Source organism: Acidovorax sp. sif0632 (assembly GCF_019218805.1).
GTDB lineage: Bacteria > Pseudomonadota > Gammaproteobacteria > Burkholderiales > Burkholderiaceae_C > Acidovorax > Acidovorax facilis.
Genome location: NZ_JAHUWW010000003.1, coordinates 386,601 through 404,618, shown reverse-complemented (window position 1 = coordinate 404,618; position 18,018 = coordinate 386,601). Strand labels below are relative to the sequence as shown.

The window sequence follows — 18,018 nt, the reverse complement described above, 5'->3', positions numbered from 1 at the left end:
CGCTTGGCTTGTGTTGAAAAGATGCAAGCAAAAGCTGCCTGCCAGGAGTGGTAGTTCAGTTGGTTAGAATACCGGCCTGTCACGCCGGGGGTCGCGGGTTCGAGTCCCGTCCACTCCGCCAGTCAAAACCCTTGCAGGTCTTTGATATGCAAGGGTTTTTCTTTGGTGTAAGCCAGAGAAATTTTGGGGGTATAGCTCAGCTGGGAGAGCGCTTGCATGGCATGCAAGAGGTCATCGGTTCGATCCCGTTTACCTCCACCAAAGTTTGTTAACGGTTAGTTCCAAGGTTTTGACCCTATCGTCTAGAGGCCTAGGACATCACCCTTTCACGGTGAGTACCGGGGTTCGAATCCCCGTAGGGTCGCCAAGTTGTAGCGCTTGGCTTGTGTTGAAAAGATGCAAGCAAAAGCTGCCTGCCAGGAGTGGTAGTTCAGTTGGTTAGAATACCGGCCTGTCACGCCGGGGGTCGCGGGTTCGAGTCCCGTCCACTCCGCCAGTCATCAACCGCTGCAGTCGCAAGGCTGCAGCGGTTTTTTTTGCGCCTGCGTTCCTGGTTTGTGGCTGAAGACGGGGTGTGCAAGAATGTGTAACGGCATGGCCGCACTGAGGGTGGGGCACATCAAAGAGACAAGACGCCCATGACTCCCTCTCGGTGGCAGATCCATTCCCAACATACCGCCAGCTTCGGAAGTGTGGCTCCTGTGTTGTGGCTGCTGACCGGGGCTGCAGTTGCCGCCTGGGCATATTTCTCGATGGCGACTCCCGAACGAGTGCGGCATTTCCTGGTACTTCACCAGGGGCTGGAAACGCTCTCTATTGTGGTGTCGGCACTGGTCTTTGCGGTGGGCTGGAAGGCGCACAGCATCAATCCTCAGCGGAACGTGTTCATCCTCGCCTGCGGGTTTTTGGGTGTGGCCCTGCTGGATTTTTCGCACATGCTGTCGTATGCCGGCATGCCCGATTACGTCACGGCCAATTCGGTGGCCAAGGGCATCAATTTCTGGCTGCCTGCGCGTTACCTGGTGGCTGTAAGCCTGCTGTGGGCGCTGGGGCTGCACTGGCACGCGCCTGGGGACTCGGCATCTGCGGGGCCAGGGCGATTTGCCGTGCTGGCGCTGGTCCTGGGCGTTGTCGGAGCGGTTCACGTGCTGGTTTTCTGGTACCCGCACTGGTATCCCGAAACGTACGGATCAACAGGTCTTACCCCGTTCAAGATTGCGGCTGAATATGGCGTGATTGCCTTGTATGCCGGGTCGCTGGTGCTCCTGCTGCGTCTGGCGAGAGAGCGTACATCGTTTGATGTGGCTCGCCTGTTCGCGGCGGTCTGGGTCATGGGCTTGAGCGAGTTCTTTTTCACTTTCTACGTTACCGCCACGGACCCTTTCAACCTGCTGGGCCATGTCTACAAGGTGGTGGGTTACTACTATCTGTACCGGGCCATTTTTGTGGGCACTATTGAGGCGCCATACCGCGCATTGAAGCAGTCCGACAAGGCCTTGCGTGCGGTGCTGGACGCGGTTCCCGATCTCATGTTCGAGGTGACGCGCGGTGGTCGTTATGTCGAGATCCATACGCGCCAGCCCGAGTTGCTGCTGTTGCCGGCCGAACAGGTTCTGGGGCGCACCATTCACGACATTCTTCCACCGCAGGCTGCTGCGGTGGCACAGCGCGCCATTGACGCGGCTGCCGAGCACGGGGTTGCCCGTGATTTCCAGTACACGCTCGATCTGCCAGATGGCAAGCACTGGTTCGAACTCTCCGTGGCCCGCAAAGTGATGTATGAGGCGTCAGAGGCGCATTTTGTGGTGTTGTCCCGTGACATCACGCAGCGGGTGCAGACGCTCGATACTTTGCGCAAACTGCGCCATGCCGTAGAACAGGCTCCCAATTCGATCTTCATCGCTGGAGCCGACGGTAACATTGAATATGTGAATCCGGCTTTTTCCGTCACCACCGGATACAGCCTCGCCGAAGTTGTCGGGCGCAACCCGCGTCTGCTCAGCGCGGGGGGAACCCCGCTGTCTGTTTATGCCGACCTTTGGGCGCATCTGTCATCGGGGCGTGCCTGGCGCGGCGAGTTTCTCAACCGCCGCAAGGACGGTCGTGAGTACTATGAGTCGGCCATCATTTCGCCGCTGCACGATGAGCAAGGGCGGATCACGCACTACCTGGCCGTGCAAGAAGATGTGACCGAACGCAAGCGCGATGAAGAGCGTATCCGCAAGCTGGTCAACTTTGATGCGCTGACGGGCTTGCCCAACCGTACGATGTTTGCGTCGCGGTTCAGCCAAGCGCTTGCGCTGACCCAGCGCAGCGGACAGCATCTTGCATTGCTGTACCTGGATCTGGACCATTTCAAGAATGTCAATGACTCCCTGGGCCACCAGGTGGGCGATGAGTTGCTGGTGGAGATCGCACACCGGCTGCAGTTGGTGCTGCGCGAAGAGGATACCGTGTCGCGCCCTGGGGGAGACGAGTTCATCATCGTGCTGCCATTGGCGGATGCGCAGCATGCCGCCCATGTGGCCGAGAGCCTGCAGTCCGAGGTGCGCCGGGTCTGCAGGTTGGGCCACCATGAGCTGGTGGTGACGTCGTCCATCGGCATTGCTTTGTATCCAGAGGATGGCCGTGAGTTTGAAACCCTGGCACAGCGTGCTGATGCGGCGATGTTCCGTGCCAAGGAGACGGGGCGTGACACCTACCGGTTTTTCTCTGCCGATATGCAAGCCCATTCATTGCGGGTGTTGCAGATAGAAAATGCGTTGCGCAGTGCGGTGGTGCAAAACCAGTTGGCGTTGCACTACCAGCCCCAGATCCGTTTGCGCGACCGCAGGCTCACCGGGGTTGAGGCATTGCTGCGCTGGACCCATCCGGAGCTCGGCTTGATCAGCCCCGCAGAGTTCATCCCCGTGGCGGAAAGCAGTGGGCAGATTCTGGGCATTGGGGAATGGGTATTGCGCACGGCATTGGCACAGGCACGCGCGTGGTGCGAAGCGGGCCATACCGGGTTCACGGTGGCGGTCAATCTGTCGATGGTTCAGTTTCGCCATCCCGGTTTGGTCGAGATGGTGCAGCAGGCACTGGCTGACAGCGGGGTGTCGCCTCAGATGTTGGAGCTGGAGCTGACCGAGAGCATTGCCATGGACGCCCCCGAAAAGGTGATCGCCATTGTCCAGCAGCTGTTCGACCTGGGGGTGCAGCTGTCCATTGACGACTTTGGCACAGGCTACTCGTCGTTCAGCTACATCCAGCGCCTGCGGGTTCACAAGCTCAAGATTGACCAGTCCTTCGTGCGCCATCTTGGCGAGGATGGCAGCGCCCAACACATCGTGCGCGCCATCATCGGCTTGGCGCAGAGCCTCGACCTGGAGTCCATCGCCGAAGGGGTCGAGACGGCCACGCAGTGTGAAGCTTTGCTATCTTTGGGTTGCAATACCGGCCAGGGGTATTACTTCAGTCGGCCGGTTCCGGCGGCGCAACTGGATGCCTGGATGACAGAGCGTCGCGTCACCCTGGTCTGAGAGCCTGCTTACGACCATGCGAAACCGTGAACAGGCTGCTGATGACAGCCGTCTAACTTCCTGGCAATGACAACCTCCTTCTCAGGAGGTGCGAAAGGTAGAAGTTTGAAGAAAATGGCCCGTAGCGCTTTATATGAAAGCCTTGTATGCTATATATTTAATAGCAAATAAGGTGTGGCGCTGTCAGCGCCACAGGCCATTGTTTCAGCGTGGTGCCAAGCGGATGGCACCGTCGAGGCGAATCACTTCGCCATTGAGCATGTCGTTCTCAAAGATGTGCTGCACCAGCTTGGCATAGTCCTGCGGCGTGCCCAGGCGGCTAGGGAAGGGCACACCAGCGGCCAGCGCGTCCTGCACTTCTTGCGGCATGCCAAACAGCATCGGTGTGCCGAAGATGCCGGGGGCAATCGTCATATTGCGGATGCCGTTGCGCGCCAAGTCGCGGGCGATCGGCAGGGTCATGCCGACCACGCCGCCCTTGGAGGCGGAATAGGCGGCCTGGCCAATCTGGCCGTCATACGCGGCCACGCTGGCGGTGGAAATCAGTGCGCCGCGCTCGCCGGTGGATTCGGGCTCGTTCTTGCTCATGGCTTCGGCGGCCAGGCGGATCATATTGAAGCTGCCGATCAGGTTGACCGTGATGGTCTTGCTGAACAGCGCGAGGGCATGGGCGCCGTTCTTGCCCACCGTTTTCTCTGCGGGGGCAATGCCAGCGCAGTTGACCAAGCCCATGAGCTTGCCCAGCGAAACCGCCTTGGCCACTACCGCCTGGCCATCGGGCTCGTTGCTCACGTCACATTTCACAAAGGCACCGCCGATCTCCTTGGCCACGGCTTCGCCTTTTTCGGCCTGCATGTCGGCGATGACCACGATGCCGCCCTGGGCCGCCAGCATGCGTGCCGTACCTTCACCCAGGCCCGATGCGCCGCCGGTGACGATGAATACCTTGCCCTTGATGTCCATGTGCTGTCTCCTGTAAGTGACGTTAACGTAAACGTCAATTATGGCGCATCGAGGCCGACTTTCTGCAGGCGAAAAAAAGCCCGGCCAGGCCGGGCTTGTCGGGAGCCCGGCGGGCTTACTGGAAGCCGACGCGGTCCAGCATCTGCTGCACCTTCGTGGTGTTGGCACCCACTGCGCTGATAGGAATGGTCTCGCTCTTGAAAGGCTGTCCACCCGTCATGGCCTTGAGGGCAGGGTTGTCCAGGGTCACACCCTTTGCGGCAGGCCACTCGTTGTTGCCATTGGCAAAGTAGTTCTGTGCTTCCGGGCTGGCCAAGTATTCCAGAAACTTGACCGCGTTGGCCTGGTTCTTGGAGTGCTTGGCCACAGCGCCGCCCGCGATGTTCAGGTGGGTGCCCCAGGATTCCTGGTTGGGGAACACCACGCCCACCTTGTTCACCACAGCCACATCTTCAGGCTTGGTAGAACGCATCATGCGGGCCAGGTAGTAGCTGTTGGTCACGGCGATATCGCATTCGCCAGCAGCCACTGCCTTGATCTGGTCCGTGTCCCCACCTTTGGGGGGGCGCGCCAGGTTGGCCACCAGGCCCTTGAGCCAGGCCTCGGCCTTCTGCTCGCCCATGTGCTCTGTCACGGCGCCAAAAAGGCTCAGGTTGTAGGGGTGCGAGCCGGAGCGGATGCACAGCTTGCCCTTGTTTTTGGGGTCGCCCAGCTCTTCGTACGTATCGACGTCCGCCTTTTGCATCTTGACCTTGTTGTAGACGATCACGCGGGCGCGGGTGGAAAGGCCGAACCAGGCGATGCCGCCGTCAGCGGCTGGCTTGCTGCGCAGGTTGGCGGGGATGGCGTCGTTCAGCACCTTGGACTGGATGGGCTGGAAGAGACCGTCAACTTCACCCTTGTACAGACGTGCGGCGTCCACCAGCAGGATCACATCCGCTGGCGAGGCCGCGCCCTCGGCCTTCAGGCGCGCCAGGATGCCGGCGTCGTCGGCATCCACGCGGTTGATCTTGATGCCAGTGGCCTTGGTGAAGCCGCTGTACAGCGCTTCGTCGGTGGAGTAGTGGCGGGCCGAGTAGAGGTTGACGACCTGTTCCTGGGCATGGACAACGCCTGCAGCGGCGGCCAGGGCACAAGCACTCAGCAAGGCTTTCACAGTCTTCGACATGGATGCATCTTTCGGGGTTGTAACTCCGCCAATGATAAAGCAAACACGAATTATTCTTAATAAACGCCCAAGAGAGACCAGGATTTGGTGCGAGCGTCTGATGCAGCGCAAATGCAAGTCTGCACGTCGGGAAGGACGGGGCGGGAATTTCCGACAAGGCCGCCACAACGGGGCCCGCCGCCCGCCGAACCGGCCGCTGAAGCAGCGCAGAGCCAGTTCCAGTGCGCTGCGCGAAGGTCCAGGCAAAAAAAAGCCCGGTCATGAACCGGGCTTTAAAAGGATCCCTGAAACGGGGGTTTCGAGAGGATCCAAGGAGACAACTGGTGCACTGCGGAGGGTGTCCGCAGCGCGTGGTTGAATTATCAGGGTATTCCCTGAATGCGGCCTAGAGGTTGCACTCCAGACCGCAGGTACTGGGCTTAGCGCTTGCGGGGAGCCGCAGTCTTGGCGGCGTTGGCAGCGGTGTTGGCCACGGCGTTGAAGTTGGCTTCGGCCACATCAGACGCTTGCTTGACGGCCTTTTGAACGGATTCAAAAGCGTTGTTGGCGGCAGAGACGGCGCTCTTCATCACGGCCACAGCGGTTTCGGAGCCGGCAGGTGCGTTCTTGGCGGCGCTGTCGACCAAGTTGGTGAAGCTCTTCTGAGCATCAGCAGCTTGCGATTCAAAAGCCTTGCCGAATTCGGCGCCGGTGCCCGAAGCGATGTCATACAGGTGACGGCTGTAGGCGGCGGTCTTTTCAGCCAGGGGCTGGAACAGGCCAGCTTGCAGGGCCAGCAGTTCTTGTGCGTCCTTCACGCCCAGCACAGCCTGGGTGTGGGTAGCGGCTTCCGACAGAGCGGCGCGCGAAGCGGTCACGTTCAGTTCAACCAGCTTTTCCACGCCTTCGAAGGCCTTGGTGGTCAGACCAAACAGGGTTTCGATGTTGGCTTTGTGCGAGGCCAGGATTTGTTCAGCGGTCAGCGTCATGTCATATCTCCTAAAAATGAGGGCCTTGAAGGCCAGGTGGTTCACAGACATCTGCGCTGGCCCTGACTCGGTAAGTCATGTTGCAGTGCAGCATGGGTTGAATTTTAGGGGCTTCGTTCGCGATTGCAAGGGTTTTTTGTTGCGGTGCAGCAAATTAGGGACGGCCACCCAGAAATCCGGCCTTCGCCACAATCGCGTCATGCACGCCTACTACGCAGACCATTTTGTGCTGCCCTTGCCCGAAGGCCATCGGTTTCCCATGGCCAAGTACAGACTGCTGCGCGACCGGATTGCCCAACACCTGCCGGGTGTGTCGCTCCAGGTGGCCTTGCCTGCTACAGACCATGAGCTAGCGCTGGCCCATGCGCCCGACTACATCGACGCCATTGCCGAAGGCACGCTGCCGCCCCTGGCCCAGCGCGAGATTGGGTTTCCCTGGAGCGAGGCCATGGCCGAGCGCGCGCGGCGCTCTGTGGGCGCTACCGTGGCCGCAAGCCGCGTGGCGCTGCGCGAAGGGGTGGCGGGCAACCTCGCGGGGGGCACGCACCATGCCTATGCCGACAAGGGCAGCGGGTTTTGTGTGTTCAACGACGTGGCGGTGGCCGCCCGGTTGATGCAGGTGGAATGGGCGCGGGGCGGCGGCGGGCGCACCGCCCGGCCGCTGCAGGTGGCGGTGATTGACCTGGATGTGCACCAGGGCAACGGCACGGCGCACATCTTCCGGGGAGACCACAGCGTGTTCACGCTGTCGCTGCACGGGGCCCGCAACTTTCCGTTCCGCAAGGAGCCCAGCGACCTCGATGTCGAGCTGCCCGATGGCTGCACGGACCCTGACTATCTACAGGCCCTGGAGCAGGCGCTCGATACCCTGGAACAGCGGTTTGCGCCCCAGCTCATCTTCTATCTGGCAGGTGCCGACCCCCATGAGGGTGACCGCCTGGGGCGGCTGGCGGTGACGCACGACGGGCTGGAGGCGCGCGACCGGCGTGTGTTCGACTGGGCGTGGCAGCGGCGCATCCCCCTGGTTTTTGCCATGGCCGGAGGTTACGGCCGCAACCTGGACGACACGGTGTTGGCCCAGCTCAACACCTGGCGCGTGGCCTGGCAGTACCACCAGCGCTGGCAGAATGTGCGGCCATGACTTCTGCCGCCAGCACCACCCCTGCCGCTGCGTCCGCACCGGCCGCCCGCCCGTCCCCGCAGCCGCGCAGCGCCTACCAGTCCTTTCGCTCCATCACCACACGCTGGGCCGACAACGACGTGTATGGCCATGTGAACAACGTCGTGTATTACAGCTGGTTTGACACTGCGGTCAATGCCCACCTGATCGACCAGGGCGTGCTCGATATCCATGCGGGCGGCACCATTGGCCTGGTGATCGAAACCCAGTGCAACTACTTTGCCCCGCTGGCGTTTCCGCAGACGGTGGAGGCGGGCATCCGCGTGGCACGGCTGGGCGGCTCCAGCGTCAGGTATGAGGTGGGCCTGTTTGCCCAAGGCGAGCCACTGACCGCTGCCGCGGGCCATTTCATCCATGTGTATGTGGACCGCGAAACCCGCCGGCCGGTGCCCGTGCCCGAGGCGCTGCGCACCGTGCTGCAAGCTCTGGTGGTGCCCGGCTGACCGCGCGCAAACTGGCTGGTATGGTTTTGATAGCGCGTAACGCAACACAGATAGGTGCTGGCGCACCACAGGGAACTCAACCAGGCCAGGCGCTGTGCGGCGGCTGAAACCTGGCTGACGCCGCTGGCCTTGCGCGGTGCCAGGGCTCCCGATGGCCTACACTTTGTGGCTTCGTTGCCCGGTCTGAGGCCTTGGGAACGTGTTCGCGATTTCTGAGGCTTGCCCTGTCCATGATCATCACCAGCCTGCTCGACACCGACCTGTACAAGTTCACCATGATGCAGGTCGTGCTGCACCAGTTTCCGGGGGCGCAGGTCGAATACAAATTCAAGTGCCGCAACCCCGGCGTGCAACTGGCACCGTTTGCCAACGAAATCCGCGACGAGATCCGGTCGCTGTGTTGCCTGCAGTTCCAGGATGCCGAACTGGCCTACCTGCGATCCCTGCGTTTCATCAAGAGCGACTTCGTGGATTTTCTCGGGCTGTTCAAGCTCAACGAGAAATACATCACCGTCACGCCCCAGCACAACGGCGAGATCGAAATCTCCATCCGGGGGCCGTGGCTGCACACCATCCTGTTCGAGATCCCGGTGTTGGCCATCGTCAATGAGGTCTACTTTCGCAACACGCAGAAAGTGCCCGACTTCCTGGAAGGCCGCCGCCGCCTGGATGCCAAGATTGCGCTGCTGCAGGGTGACGGCCTGTCGGATCTCAAGATTGCCGACTACGGCACGCGCCGGCGTTTTAGCCGCGCCTGGCACGAAGAAGTGCTGCGTGTGCTGGTGGCCCGCCTAGGCACGGGCGACCGCCGTCCCGGCGCCCCCGCAGGGCCCGGCCAGTTTGCGGGCACGAGCAACGTGCTCTATGCCATGAAGCTGGGCGTGACGCCGTTGGGCACCATGGCGCATGAATATCTGCAGGCCTGCCAGGCGCTGGGCCCGCGCCTGCGCGACAGCCAGGTCTTTGGCTTTGAAATGTGGGCCAAGGAGTACCGGGGGGACCTGGGCATTGCGCTGTCGGACGTCTACGGTATGAGCGCCTTCCTGCGCGACTTTGACCTTTACTTTTGCAAGCTGTTTGACGGCGCGCGGCATGACAGCGGCGATCCGTTCGCCTGGGGCGAGCGCCTTTTGGACCACTACCGCAAGAACCGCGTGGACCCGCTGACCAAGACGCTGATCTTCAGCGATGCGCTCACGGTGCCGCGCACCATCGAGCTGTACCAGCAGTTCCGGGGCCGCTGCCAGCTGGCGTTTGGAATTGGCACCAATCTCACCAATGACCTGGGCAGCCCGCCGGCGCACGAGCCGCTGCAGGTGGTCATCAAGATGACGCGTTGCAACGACCAGCCTGTGGCCAAGCTGTCGGACACGCCGGGCAAGGGCATGTGTGATGACGAGAAATACCTCGCCTACCTGCGGCAGGTGTTTGATATCCCTGCGACAGCGTAGCCGCGCTGGCGCGCGGAAGCGCCCAGAGGTTCCGTGAAGTGCCGCGATGTGCTGTGAAGTACGTCAAACCGCCGTGAGGCGCCCCGATTTTTATAACTGGATGGAGACACAACCCATGAAACTCTCGCGCGGGCTGGCAGTGGCCGGTCTTTTGGCGGCACTGCCCGGTTGGGCCCTGGCCGCCGACATCGATGGCAGCACGCTGTCCGTCCTCTGGGGCGTTCCGTTCGCGGGCATTCTGCTGTCGATTGCCCTCATGCCGCTCCTGGCTCCGATCTTCTGGCACCACCACTTTGGCAAGGTGGCGGCAGCCTGGGGGCTGGCGTTTCTGGTGCCGTTTGCCATCACATTCGGCCCCGGCATGGCGGGCGTGAGCCTGGTGCATGCGCTGGTGGCGGAGTACATCCCGTTTGTGATCCTGCTGACTGCGCTGTTCACGGTGGCGGGCGGGATTTTCATTCGCGGCAACCTGCATGGCAGCCCGGGGCTCAACACCACCATCCTGGCCATTGGCGCCGTGCTGGCCAGCTTCATGGGCACCACCGGGGCGTCCATGCTGCTGATCCGCCCCCTGATCCGCGCCAACGACAACCGCAAGCATGTGGCGCATGTGGTGGTGTTCTTCATCTTCATCGTGTCCAACGCCGGGGGCTCGCTCACGCCGCTGGGCGATCCGCCGCTTTTCCTGGGCTTCTTGAAGGGCGTGGATTTCTTCTGGACGGTGAGCCACATCTTCCAGGAAACGCTTTTCCTCGTGGGTGCGCTGCTGGCCATCTTCTTTGTGATCGATTCCTGGTACTACCGCCGCAGCGAAGAGGTGGTCACGGCCGACCCCACACCCGACAGCCGGGCCATCGGCTTTGATGGCAAGGTCAACTTTGCCCTGCTGGGCGTGGTGGTGGCGCTGGTGCTGGTCAGCGGCTTCTGGAAGTCGTCGGTGGTGTTCAACATCGCGGGCACCGACGTTGGCCTGCCTGGCATCGTGCGCGACGTCGGTTTGGTCATCGTCACCTTTGTATCCCTGTGGCTCACGCCCAAGAAGGTGCATGAAGACAACCAGTTCGGCTGGGGGCCGATGCAAGAGGTGGCCAAGCTGTTTGCGGGCATCTTTCTCACCATCATCCCGGTTATCGCCATGCTCAAGGCGGGCGTCAACGGTCCGTTTGGCGCCGTTGTGTCGGCCGTGACCCGCGCAGATGGTTCGCCCGACCCGGCCATGTACTTCTGGGCCGCGGGCGCGCTCAGCTCCTTCCTCGACAACGCTCCCACCTACCTCGTGTTTTTCAACACTGCGGGCGGCGACCCTGCGGTGCTGATGACCACCCTGGCGCCCACGCTGGCTGCCATCTCGGCGGGCGCGGTGTTCATGGGCGCCAACACCTACATCGGCAACGCGCCCAACCTCATGGTCAAGGCCATCGCCGAAGACCGGGGCGTGAAGATGCCGAGCTTCTTTGGCTACATGCTGTGGTCGGGGGGCATCCTGGTGCCGCTGTTTGTCGTCATGACTTTCATCTGGTTTAGGTAGTGACCATCCCCCTGAGCGGCTGCGCCGCTTCCCCCTTCTCTCATCGCTGCGCGATGGGAAGGGGGACGCCACCAGTGCGGCGGGGCTGCCCTTGCACGGTGGCCGCTGGTGCGGGCCGCGCAAGTTGCAAGGTACGGCAGCCGTATCGATACATTGGAGACTGAAGATTCATGAGCAAACCCCGCATCCTGGTCGCGCGAGCGATCTTCCCCGACATCGTGGACCGCCTGCGCGCGCACTTCGACGTGGAGGACAACCCCGAAGACGTGATCTGGACCCCAGCCGAGTTGGCCGCGCGCTTGGCGGACAAGGACGGAGTGCTGACCACCGGCAGCCAGCGCGTGGATGCCGCGTTACTGGCTGCGGCGCCGCGTCTCAAAATCTGCGCCAACATGGCCGTGGGCTACAACAACTTTGATGTGGACGCGATGACGGCGGCGGGCGTGTTGGGCACCAACACCCCCGACGTGCTGACCGAGACCACGGCCGACTTCGGCTTTGCGCTCTTGATGGCCACGGCGCGCCGCATGACCGAGAGCGAGCATTACCTGCGCGCTGGCAAGTGGACGAAGTGGAGCTACGACATGTTCGCGGGCAGCGACATCCACGGCAGCACGCTGGGCATCATCGGCATGGGTCGCATCGGGCAGGGCATTGCCAAGCGCGGCGCGCATGGCTTTGGCATGAAGGTGGTTTATCACAACCGCTCGCGCCTGTCGGCTGACCTGGAAGCCGAATGCAAGGCCACCTACGTGGGCAAGGAAGACTTGCTGCGCACGGCCGACCATGTGGTGCTGGTGGTGCCGTACAGCGCAGCCTCGCACCACACCATTGGCGCGGCCGAACTGGCGCTGATGAAGCCCATGGCCACCCTCATCAACATTGCGCGTGGCGGCATTGTGGACGACGCGGCGCTGGCCGTGGCGCTGCGCGAAGGCCGCATTGCCGCGGCGGGGCTGGATGTGTTTGAAGGCGAGCCCAGCGTGCACCCCGACCTGCTCACCGTGCCCAACGTGGTGCTCACGCCTCACATCGCCAGCGCCACGGTGCCCACGCGCCGCGCCATGGCCAACCTGGCGGCGGACAACCTGATTGCCTTTTTGGGCGGGCGTGCCCCCCTCACTCCGGTGAACCAGCCCGTGCCTGGCCTGCGGGCGCAGTAACGCCGGATTTATTAAGAGAAATTGGCTGCTAGCGTTTGATAGATAAGCGCTGGCAGCTATCGAAACCATAGTAATCCTTCCTTGACTACCGATACCCTCGTTCTGCTGGCCGCACTGGCCCTGGTGTTCATCGCGCTCGCGCTGCTGGCGCTGCGTCGCCCCCGCGTGGATTTGCCGCCCGAATGGCTGGCCCGCCTGCAGGCGCTGGAGCGCACTGCTCAGGCCACCCAACTGGCCGTGGCCAAGAACGATGGCGCGCTGGATGGCATGGGCCAGCAGCTGCGCGGCTTCACCCAAACCACGCAGACCACGCTGGAGGGGCTGCGCCACGCGGTCGATGAGCGTTTGACGCAGGCGGTGGCCGAATCGCGCAACGGCCGTGCCGAGCTGTTGGCCGCCTTTGGCGTGTTCGAGGCGCGGCTGGAGCAGCGCCTCACGGCCCTGGACGCAGCCACGCGCCTCACGCTCGATTCGCTCAAGAGCGACACCCAGTCGCAGCTGGGGGTGATGTCGCAAGCGCTCAAAGACCAGCTCGAAGCCAACAGCTTTCAGATCAAGAACCAGTTTGCGGTGCTGCAAGACGCGGTGTCGCAGCAGCTCACCGGGCTGGTGCAGGGTAGCCAGCACAATGCAGAACAACTGCGCACCGCGCTCAACGAGCGCCTGGCCGCCATCCAGGCCGACAACGCCACCAAGCTCGAAGAAATGCGCCGCACGGTGGACGAAAAGCTCCACGCCACGCTGGAGCAGCGCCTGGGCGAATCCTTCAAGCTGGTGAGCGACCGGCTCGAACAAGTGCATAAAGGCCTGGGCGAGATGCAGACCCTGGCCGGCAGCGTGGGCGACTTGAAACGCGTGATGACCAACGTGAAGTCGCGCGGTACCTGGGGCGAAATGCAGCTGGGCGCCATCATCGACAACGTGCTTACCCCCGAGCAGTTCGCGCGCAACGTCAAGACCGTGCCAGGCAGCGATGAGTTGGTGGAATTTGCTATCCGCCTGCCGGGCAAGAGCGACGAGCACCCCGTGTGGCTGCCCATCGATTCCAAGTACCCGGTGGAGCAATACCAGCGCCTGATGGATGCGCAGGACGCGGCCGACAAGGCGGCCATCCAGTCGGCAGGCAATGCGTTTGAAACGTCGATCAAGCTCGAAGCCAAGAAGATCTTCGCGAAGTACGTCTCGCCCCCGCACACCACCGACTTTGCCGTGCTGTACCTGCCCACCGAAGGCCTGTTTGCCGAGGTCATGCGCCGCCCCGGCCTGGTCGAGGCCGTGCAGAACGATTGCCGCGTGATGATCACCGGCCCGGCCAATCTGGCCGCCATGCTCAACAGCCTGCAGATGGGCTTCAAGACGCTGGCGATCGAGAAACGCTCGTCAGAAGTGTGGAGCCTTCTGGGCATGGTCAAGACCGAGTTCGCCAAGTTTGGCGACGTGGTCGAGGCCACCAAAAAATCCATCGACGCCGCCGCCAAGAAGTTTGACGAGGTGGGCGTGCGCACCCGCGCCATCCAGAAGCGCCTGCGGGATGTGCAGGACCTGCCTGCGCCAGGGGCCACCACCGTGCCGTTGCCGGGGCTGGACCCCGAGGACGATCCGCTGTGAACTGGGCACTGGCCCGGCTGATTGCCGCGCAGATCTGTGTGCACGGCAGCATGGCTGGCATGCGGCTGGCCGCGCCCCTGCTCGCGCTGCGCGAGGGCTACAGCGTGGCGGCAGTGGGGTTTCTGGTGGCGCTGTTCGCGCTCACCCAGGTGTTTCTGGCCCTTCCTGCGGGCCGGTTTGCAGACCGCCACGGCCTCAAGCGCCCGATGGGTTATTCGGTGGCTGTGGCGTGCATGGGCGCAGGGCTGGCGGTGGTGTTTCCGACCTATGCGGTCTTGTGCGTTGCGGCCTTGATGACAGGGGCGGGCGCAGGGGGCGCCACCATTGCCGTGCAGCGCCACGCGGGCCGCGCCGTGCATGACGCCACCGAACTCAAGCAGGTGTTCAGCTGGCTGTCGATAGGCCCGGCGGTGTCCAACTTCATCGGCCCATTTGCGGCGGGGCTGGCCATCGACCATGCGGGTACCACCCCGGGCAGCCTGGAAGGCTACCGCGCGGCCTTTGCGTTGCTGGCGTTGCTGCCCCTGGTCAGTTGGTGGTGTGTGCGCAGCACGCAGGATCTGCCGGCTGCGGCTGCAGCCTCCGCCAAAGATGGCCCGCCACAGCGCGCGTGGGATCTGCTGAACGACCCACCGTTTCGCCGCCTGCTCATCGTGAACTGGCTCATCTCGTCGTGCTGGGATGTGCATGCCTTTGCGGTGCCGCTGCTGGGGCATGAGCGCGGCTTGTCGGCGGCGGTCATTGGCACCATCTTCGGGGCGTTTGCGATTGCGGCCACCGTGATCCGCGTGCTCATGCCCTTTGTGGCCAAGCACTTGCGCGAGCGGGGCGTAATGGCCGGCGCCATGCTGGTGACGGCCGTGTTGTTTGCGGTGTACCCCATGCTGCAAAGCGCCTGGGCCATGGGGCTGTGCTCGGTGTTGCTGGGCCTGGTGCTGGGCACGGGGCAGCCCATGGTGATGAGCCTGCTGCACCAGATCACGCCCTCACATCGCCAGGGCGAAGCGCTGGGTCTGCGCCTCATGGCCATCAACGCATCCAGCGTGCTGATGCCCCTGATGTTCGGATCGGCCGGGGCGGTGATTGGCGTGAGCGGCCTGTTCTGGGGGGTGGGCGCCGCAGGCCTGGGCGGCGCCCGGCTGGCGTGGCGCATCGGGGGCGAGAAAAAACAGCCGGGGCAGGGGCCGGGCTGAGTGCCGCTTGCCGTGCGGAGCCAGTAGGCAAAGAAAGGCCTACAGCTGGTAGAACGACTTGATCAGCTCCCACGCCTCTTGCGGGTCGTCGGTGTAGTGAAAGAGCTTGAGGTCTTGGGCGGAGATCGTGCCTTCTTCCACCAGCACTTCGAAGTTGATCAGCCGCCTCCAGTAGTCGGTACCAAACAGCACGATGGGCACCGGCTTGGCCTTCTTGGTCTGCACCAGCGTGAGCACCTCGAACAGTTCGTCCAGCGTGCCAAAACCCCCCGGGAAGGCCACCAATGCCTTGGCGCGCATCATGAAGTGCATCTTGCGTAGCGCGAAGTAGTGGAACTTGAAGGAGAGCGAGGGCGAGATGAAGCGATTGCCGCTTTGCTCGTGGGGCAGGGCGATATTCAGGCCCACGTTCAGTGCACCGGCTTCGTGGGCACCCCGGTTGGCGGCCTCCATGATGCCAGGGCCGCCGCCCGTGCAGATGTAGATGCGGTCTGCGGGGCGCTGGTGCTCGCTGTATTCCGCCACCACCTTGGCGAACTGGCGGGCGAGGTCGTAGTAGCGGGCGTTGCGCACAGCCTGCTGGGCACGCTGCAGGCGCACCTCGTCGCCACTGGCCTCGGCCTCGGCCAACTGGGCTGCGGCCTCGTCGGGTGCCACAAACCGGGCGCTGCCGTAGACCACCACGGTGTTCTCGATGCCTTGCTCGGCCTGGCCCAGGTCGGGCTTGAGCATTTCCAGCTGAAAGCGGATGCCGCGTGTCTCGCGGCGGAACAGGAATTCCGGGTCGGCAAACGCGAGGCGATAAGCGTCTGCGTGCAAGGGGTTGCCGTTGACTGCGTGGTTCTGCAGTTCCGCCCAGGCATCGGCCAGGCGGCGTTCGTTGAGTTGAGTATTGGCGTCCATAAGAGACTCTTCGTGTCGGTCTGTAGGGGGAAAAGGGGTGGGGCGAATGCTGCGGCCACCGGCTTGGGCAGCGTAATGCAATGGAGGATGAGGTGGAGAGAAAATGGGCCCTTGGGCAAGTCTACAATGCGCGAGCTGCTATGAAATATGAAGCACTTTGTATGCCAAGCGCCGTCAGGCATAGCGACCCGAACAGGTGCAGTGCTGTAGTGCCCAGGGCCATGGCGTAGCGTTGCACCATCAACATTTCAACCACCTCGGCCGAGAAGCTGGAGAACGTGGTGAGTGCGCCCAGAAAACCCGTGACCAAAGCCAGCCGCCAGACGGGATCGATCTGGGGCAGGGCGTGAAAAACAGCCACACACACGCCGATGAGATAACCGCCCACCAGGTTGGCTGCCAGGGTTCCCCAGGGAATCAAGCCGCCCGGGCTGAGCCACAGGCCCAGGCGCCAGCGCGCCAGTGCGCCCACACAGGCGCCGATGCAGATGGCCAGAACATTGAGCATGGGGGGATTGTCACAGCAAATGAAGTCCCCCTGGGTCGCTTCGCGCCTTCCCCCAAAGCGCAAAACGGAGTGGCCCTGGTCTGGACCACACCCGTTTCGCATGCTGGCGGCTTAGCGCGCCGCCATCTGCTGCGGCAGCCAGGTGACGATGCCGGGGAAGATATAGAGCAGCGCCACGGCCGCGCACATCAGCAGGAACATGGGCAGGGCCACCTTGGCGATCCAGGGCAGCTGGCGGCCGGTCATGCCTTGCAGCACGAACAGGTTGAAGCCCACGGGCGGTGTGATCTGCGCCATCTCGACCACCAGCACGATGAAGATGCCGAACCAGATGGGGTCGATGCCTGCCGCGTGTACCGTGGGCATGAGCACGCCCATGGTCAGCACCACCATGGAGATGCCGTCCAGGAAGCAGCCCAGGATGATGAAGAACACTGCGAGCGCCGCAATGAGCTGGGCCTTGTTGAGCCCCAGCGACGCAATCCATTCAGCCAGGTGGCGCGGCAGACCGATATAGCCCATGGACAGCGTGAGAAACGCGGCACCGGCCAGGATCAGCGCAATCATGCAGTACAGGCGCGTGGCGCCCATCAGCGATTCCTTGAAGGTGCTCCAGCTCATCGAGCCCTGCACGGCCGAGAGCACCAGTGAGCCGACCACACCCACGGCTGCGGCTTCGGTGGCTGTGGCAAAGCCGGTGTAGATGCTGCCCAGCACCGCCGCAATCAGCAGCACCACCGGAATCAGGCTGCGCGACTCGGCCAGCTTTTGCGCAAAGGTCAGGCGCACGTCGGCGGCGGGCACTTGGTCGGGGTGGCGCAGCGCCCACAGCATGATGTACCCCGAAAACAGGGCCGCCAGCAGAATGCCCGGCAGCACGCCCGCAATGAACAGCTGCGAGATGGACACTTCGGCCGATACGCCGTAGACGATCATGATGATCGACGGCGGGATCAAGAGGCCCAGCGTGCTGGCACCGGCCAGGGTGCCCACCACCATGTGCTCAGGGTAGCCCCGGCGTGTCAGTTCGGGCAGCGTCATCTTGCCGATGGTGGCGCAGGTGGCGGCACTCGACCCCGACACGGCCGCAAAAATCGTGCAGCCCACTACGTTGGTGTGCAGCAGGCGGCCCGGCAGCGCCTGCACCCAGGGGGCGAGGCCCTTGAACATGTCTTGCGACAGCCGCGTTCGAAACAGGATTTCTCCCATCCAGATGAACAGGGGCAGGGCGGTCAAGGTCCAGCTGGAGGCGCTGCCCCAGATCGTCACCGCCATCGCATCGCCAGCTGGGCGCGACGAGAACAGTTGCATGCCGATCCAGGCGACGCCCGAGAGGGTCAGCCCGATCCAGACACCGCTGCCCAGAATCAGGAACAGCGACAGGACCAGCAGGCCGGTAATGGCGAGATCACTCATGGTAG

14 protein-coding genes and 4 tRNA genes are annotated in these 18,018 nt (G+C 63.0%); 12 read left to right on the top strand and 6 right to left on the bottom strand.

All coding sequences use genetic code 11. The features are described 5' to 3' along the window. Positions 1-44 precede the first annotated feature (44 nt). The 5 genes from KW832_RS11770 to KW832_RS11750 all read left to right on the top strand — a co-directional run bounded on the left by KW832_RS11770 (position 45) and on the right by KW832_RS11750 (position 3,521). Positions 45-121 (top strand) — tRNA-Asp (locus KW832_RS11770). Between the two features lie 64 nt (positions 122-185). After that, a tRNA-Ala gene (locus KW832_RS11765) sits at positions 186-261 on the top strand. Positions 262-291: 30 nt separating this feature from the next. Next, positions 292-367: transfer RNA gene (locus tag KW832_RS11760), tRNA-Glu, on the top strand. Positions 368-419: 52 nt separating this feature from the next. Further along, positions 420-496: transfer RNA gene (locus KW832_RS11755), tRNA-Asp, on the top strand. Between the two features lie 142 nt (positions 497-638). After that, positions 639-3,521: an EAL domain-containing protein gene (locus KW832_RS11750; protein WP_218300018.1), complete on the top strand. Its 2,883-nt coding sequence runs from the start codon at positions 639-641 to the stop codon at positions 3,519-3,521. 204 nt (positions 3,522-3,725) lie between these two features. Here KW832_RS11750 and KW832_RS11745 read toward each other — a convergent pair whose 3' ends face one another. The 3 genes from KW832_RS11745 to KW832_RS11735 form a co-directional block, all read right to left on the bottom strand. Beyond that, a complete protein-coding gene (locus KW832_RS11745; protein ID WP_218300017.1) occupies positions 3,726-4,484 on the bottom strand; it encodes a 3-hydroxyacyl-CoA dehydrogenase in 759 nt (252 codons plus the stop codon). A gap of 115 nt (positions 4,485-4,599) precedes the next feature. Further along, on the bottom strand, positions 4,600-5,652 hold the full coding sequence (locus KW832_RS11740) for an extracellular solute-binding protein (RefSeq protein WP_121506091.1): 1,053 nt from the start codon (positions 5,650-5,652) through the stop codon (positions 4,600-4,602). 419 nt (positions 5,653-6,071) lie between these two features. Next, positions 6,072-6,620 (bottom strand): phasin family protein, encoded by a 549-nt coding sequence (locus KW832_RS11735; protein WP_055402564.1) that lies wholly within the window; start codon positions 6,618-6,620, stop codon positions 6,072-6,074. A gap of 199 nt (positions 6,621-6,819) precedes the next feature. On the opposite strand from KW832_RS11735, the gene KW832_RS11730 reads away from it, so the two are divergent. The 7 genes from KW832_RS11730 (at position 6,820) to KW832_RS11700 (ending at position 15,186) form a co-directional block, all read left to right on the top strand. Beyond that, positions 6,820-7,761 carry a histone deacetylase gene (locus tag KW832_RS11730; protein WP_218300016.1) on the top strand — a complete coding sequence of 314 codons (942 nt, stop codon included), beginning with the start codon at positions 6,820-6,822 and terminating at the stop codon, positions 7,759-7,761. Continuing rightward, positions 7,758-8,243, top strand: coding sequence for a thioesterase family protein (locus tag KW832_RS11725; RefSeq protein WP_218300015.1), 486 nt, complete (start codon positions 7,758-7,760; stop codon positions 8,241-8,243). Before KW832_RS11730 ends, KW832_RS11725 begins: the two co-directional genes overlap by 4 nt. Positions 8,244-8,473: 230 nt before the next feature. Continuing rightward, on the top strand, positions 8,474-9,694 hold the full coding sequence (gene pncB / locus KW832_RS11720; RefSeq protein WP_176886269.1) for a nicotinate phosphoribosyltransferase: 1,221 nt from the start codon (positions 8,474-8,476) through the stop codon (positions 9,692-9,694). A 115-nt stretch (positions 9,695-9,809) separates the two neighbouring features. After that, complete coding sequence (locus KW832_RS11715) at positions 9,810-11,222, top strand: sodium:proton antiporter (protein ID WP_218300014.1); 1,413 nt, start codon at positions 9,810-9,812, stop codon at positions 11,220-11,222. Positions 11,223-11,392: 170 nt separating this feature from the next. Next, positions 11,393-12,385 carry a D-glycerate dehydrogenase gene (locus KW832_RS11710; protein WP_218300013.1) on the top strand — a complete coding sequence of 331 codons (993 nt, stop codon included), beginning with the start codon at positions 11,393-11,395 and terminating at the stop codon, positions 12,383-12,385. A gap of 81 nt (positions 12,386-12,466) precedes the next feature. Continuing rightward, positions 12,467-13,993 carry a DNA recombination protein RmuC gene (gene rmuC, locus KW832_RS11705; RefSeq protein ID WP_218300012.1) on the top strand — a complete coding sequence of 509 codons (1,527 nt, stop codon included), beginning with the start codon at positions 12,467-12,469 and terminating at the stop codon, positions 13,991-13,993. Continuing rightward, positions 13,990-15,186 carry an MFS transporter gene (locus KW832_RS11700; RefSeq protein WP_218300011.1) on the top strand — a complete coding sequence of 399 codons (1,197 nt, stop codon included), beginning with the start codon at positions 13,990-13,992 and terminating at the stop codon, positions 15,184-15,186. Before rmuC ends, KW832_RS11700 begins: the two co-directional genes overlap by 4 nt. A gap of 39 nt (positions 15,187-15,225) precedes the next feature. Here KW832_RS11700 and KW832_RS11695 read toward each other — a convergent pair whose 3' ends face one another. The 3 genes from KW832_RS11695 to KW832_RS11685 form a co-directional block, all read right to left on the bottom strand. Next, positions 15,226-16,089 carry a TIGR00730 family Rossman fold protein gene (locus KW832_RS11695; RefSeq protein WP_055402549.1) on the bottom strand — a complete coding sequence of 288 codons (864 nt, stop codon included), beginning with the start codon at positions 16,087-16,089 and terminating at the stop codon, positions 15,226-15,228. Positions 16,090-16,210: 121 nt separating this feature from the next. After that, complete coding sequence (crcB, locus tag KW832_RS11690) at positions 16,211-16,597, bottom strand: fluoride efflux transporter CrcB (protein WP_055402547.1); 387 nt, start codon at positions 16,595-16,597, stop codon at positions 16,211-16,213. Positions 16,598-16,708: 111 nt separating this feature from the next. Next, positions 16,709-18,013 (bottom strand): TRAP transporter large permease, encoded by a 1,305-nt coding sequence (locus tag KW832_RS11685; protein WP_055402545.1) that lies wholly within the window; start codon positions 18,011-18,013, stop codon positions 16,709-16,711. Positions 18,014-18,018: the final 5 nt, after the last annotated feature.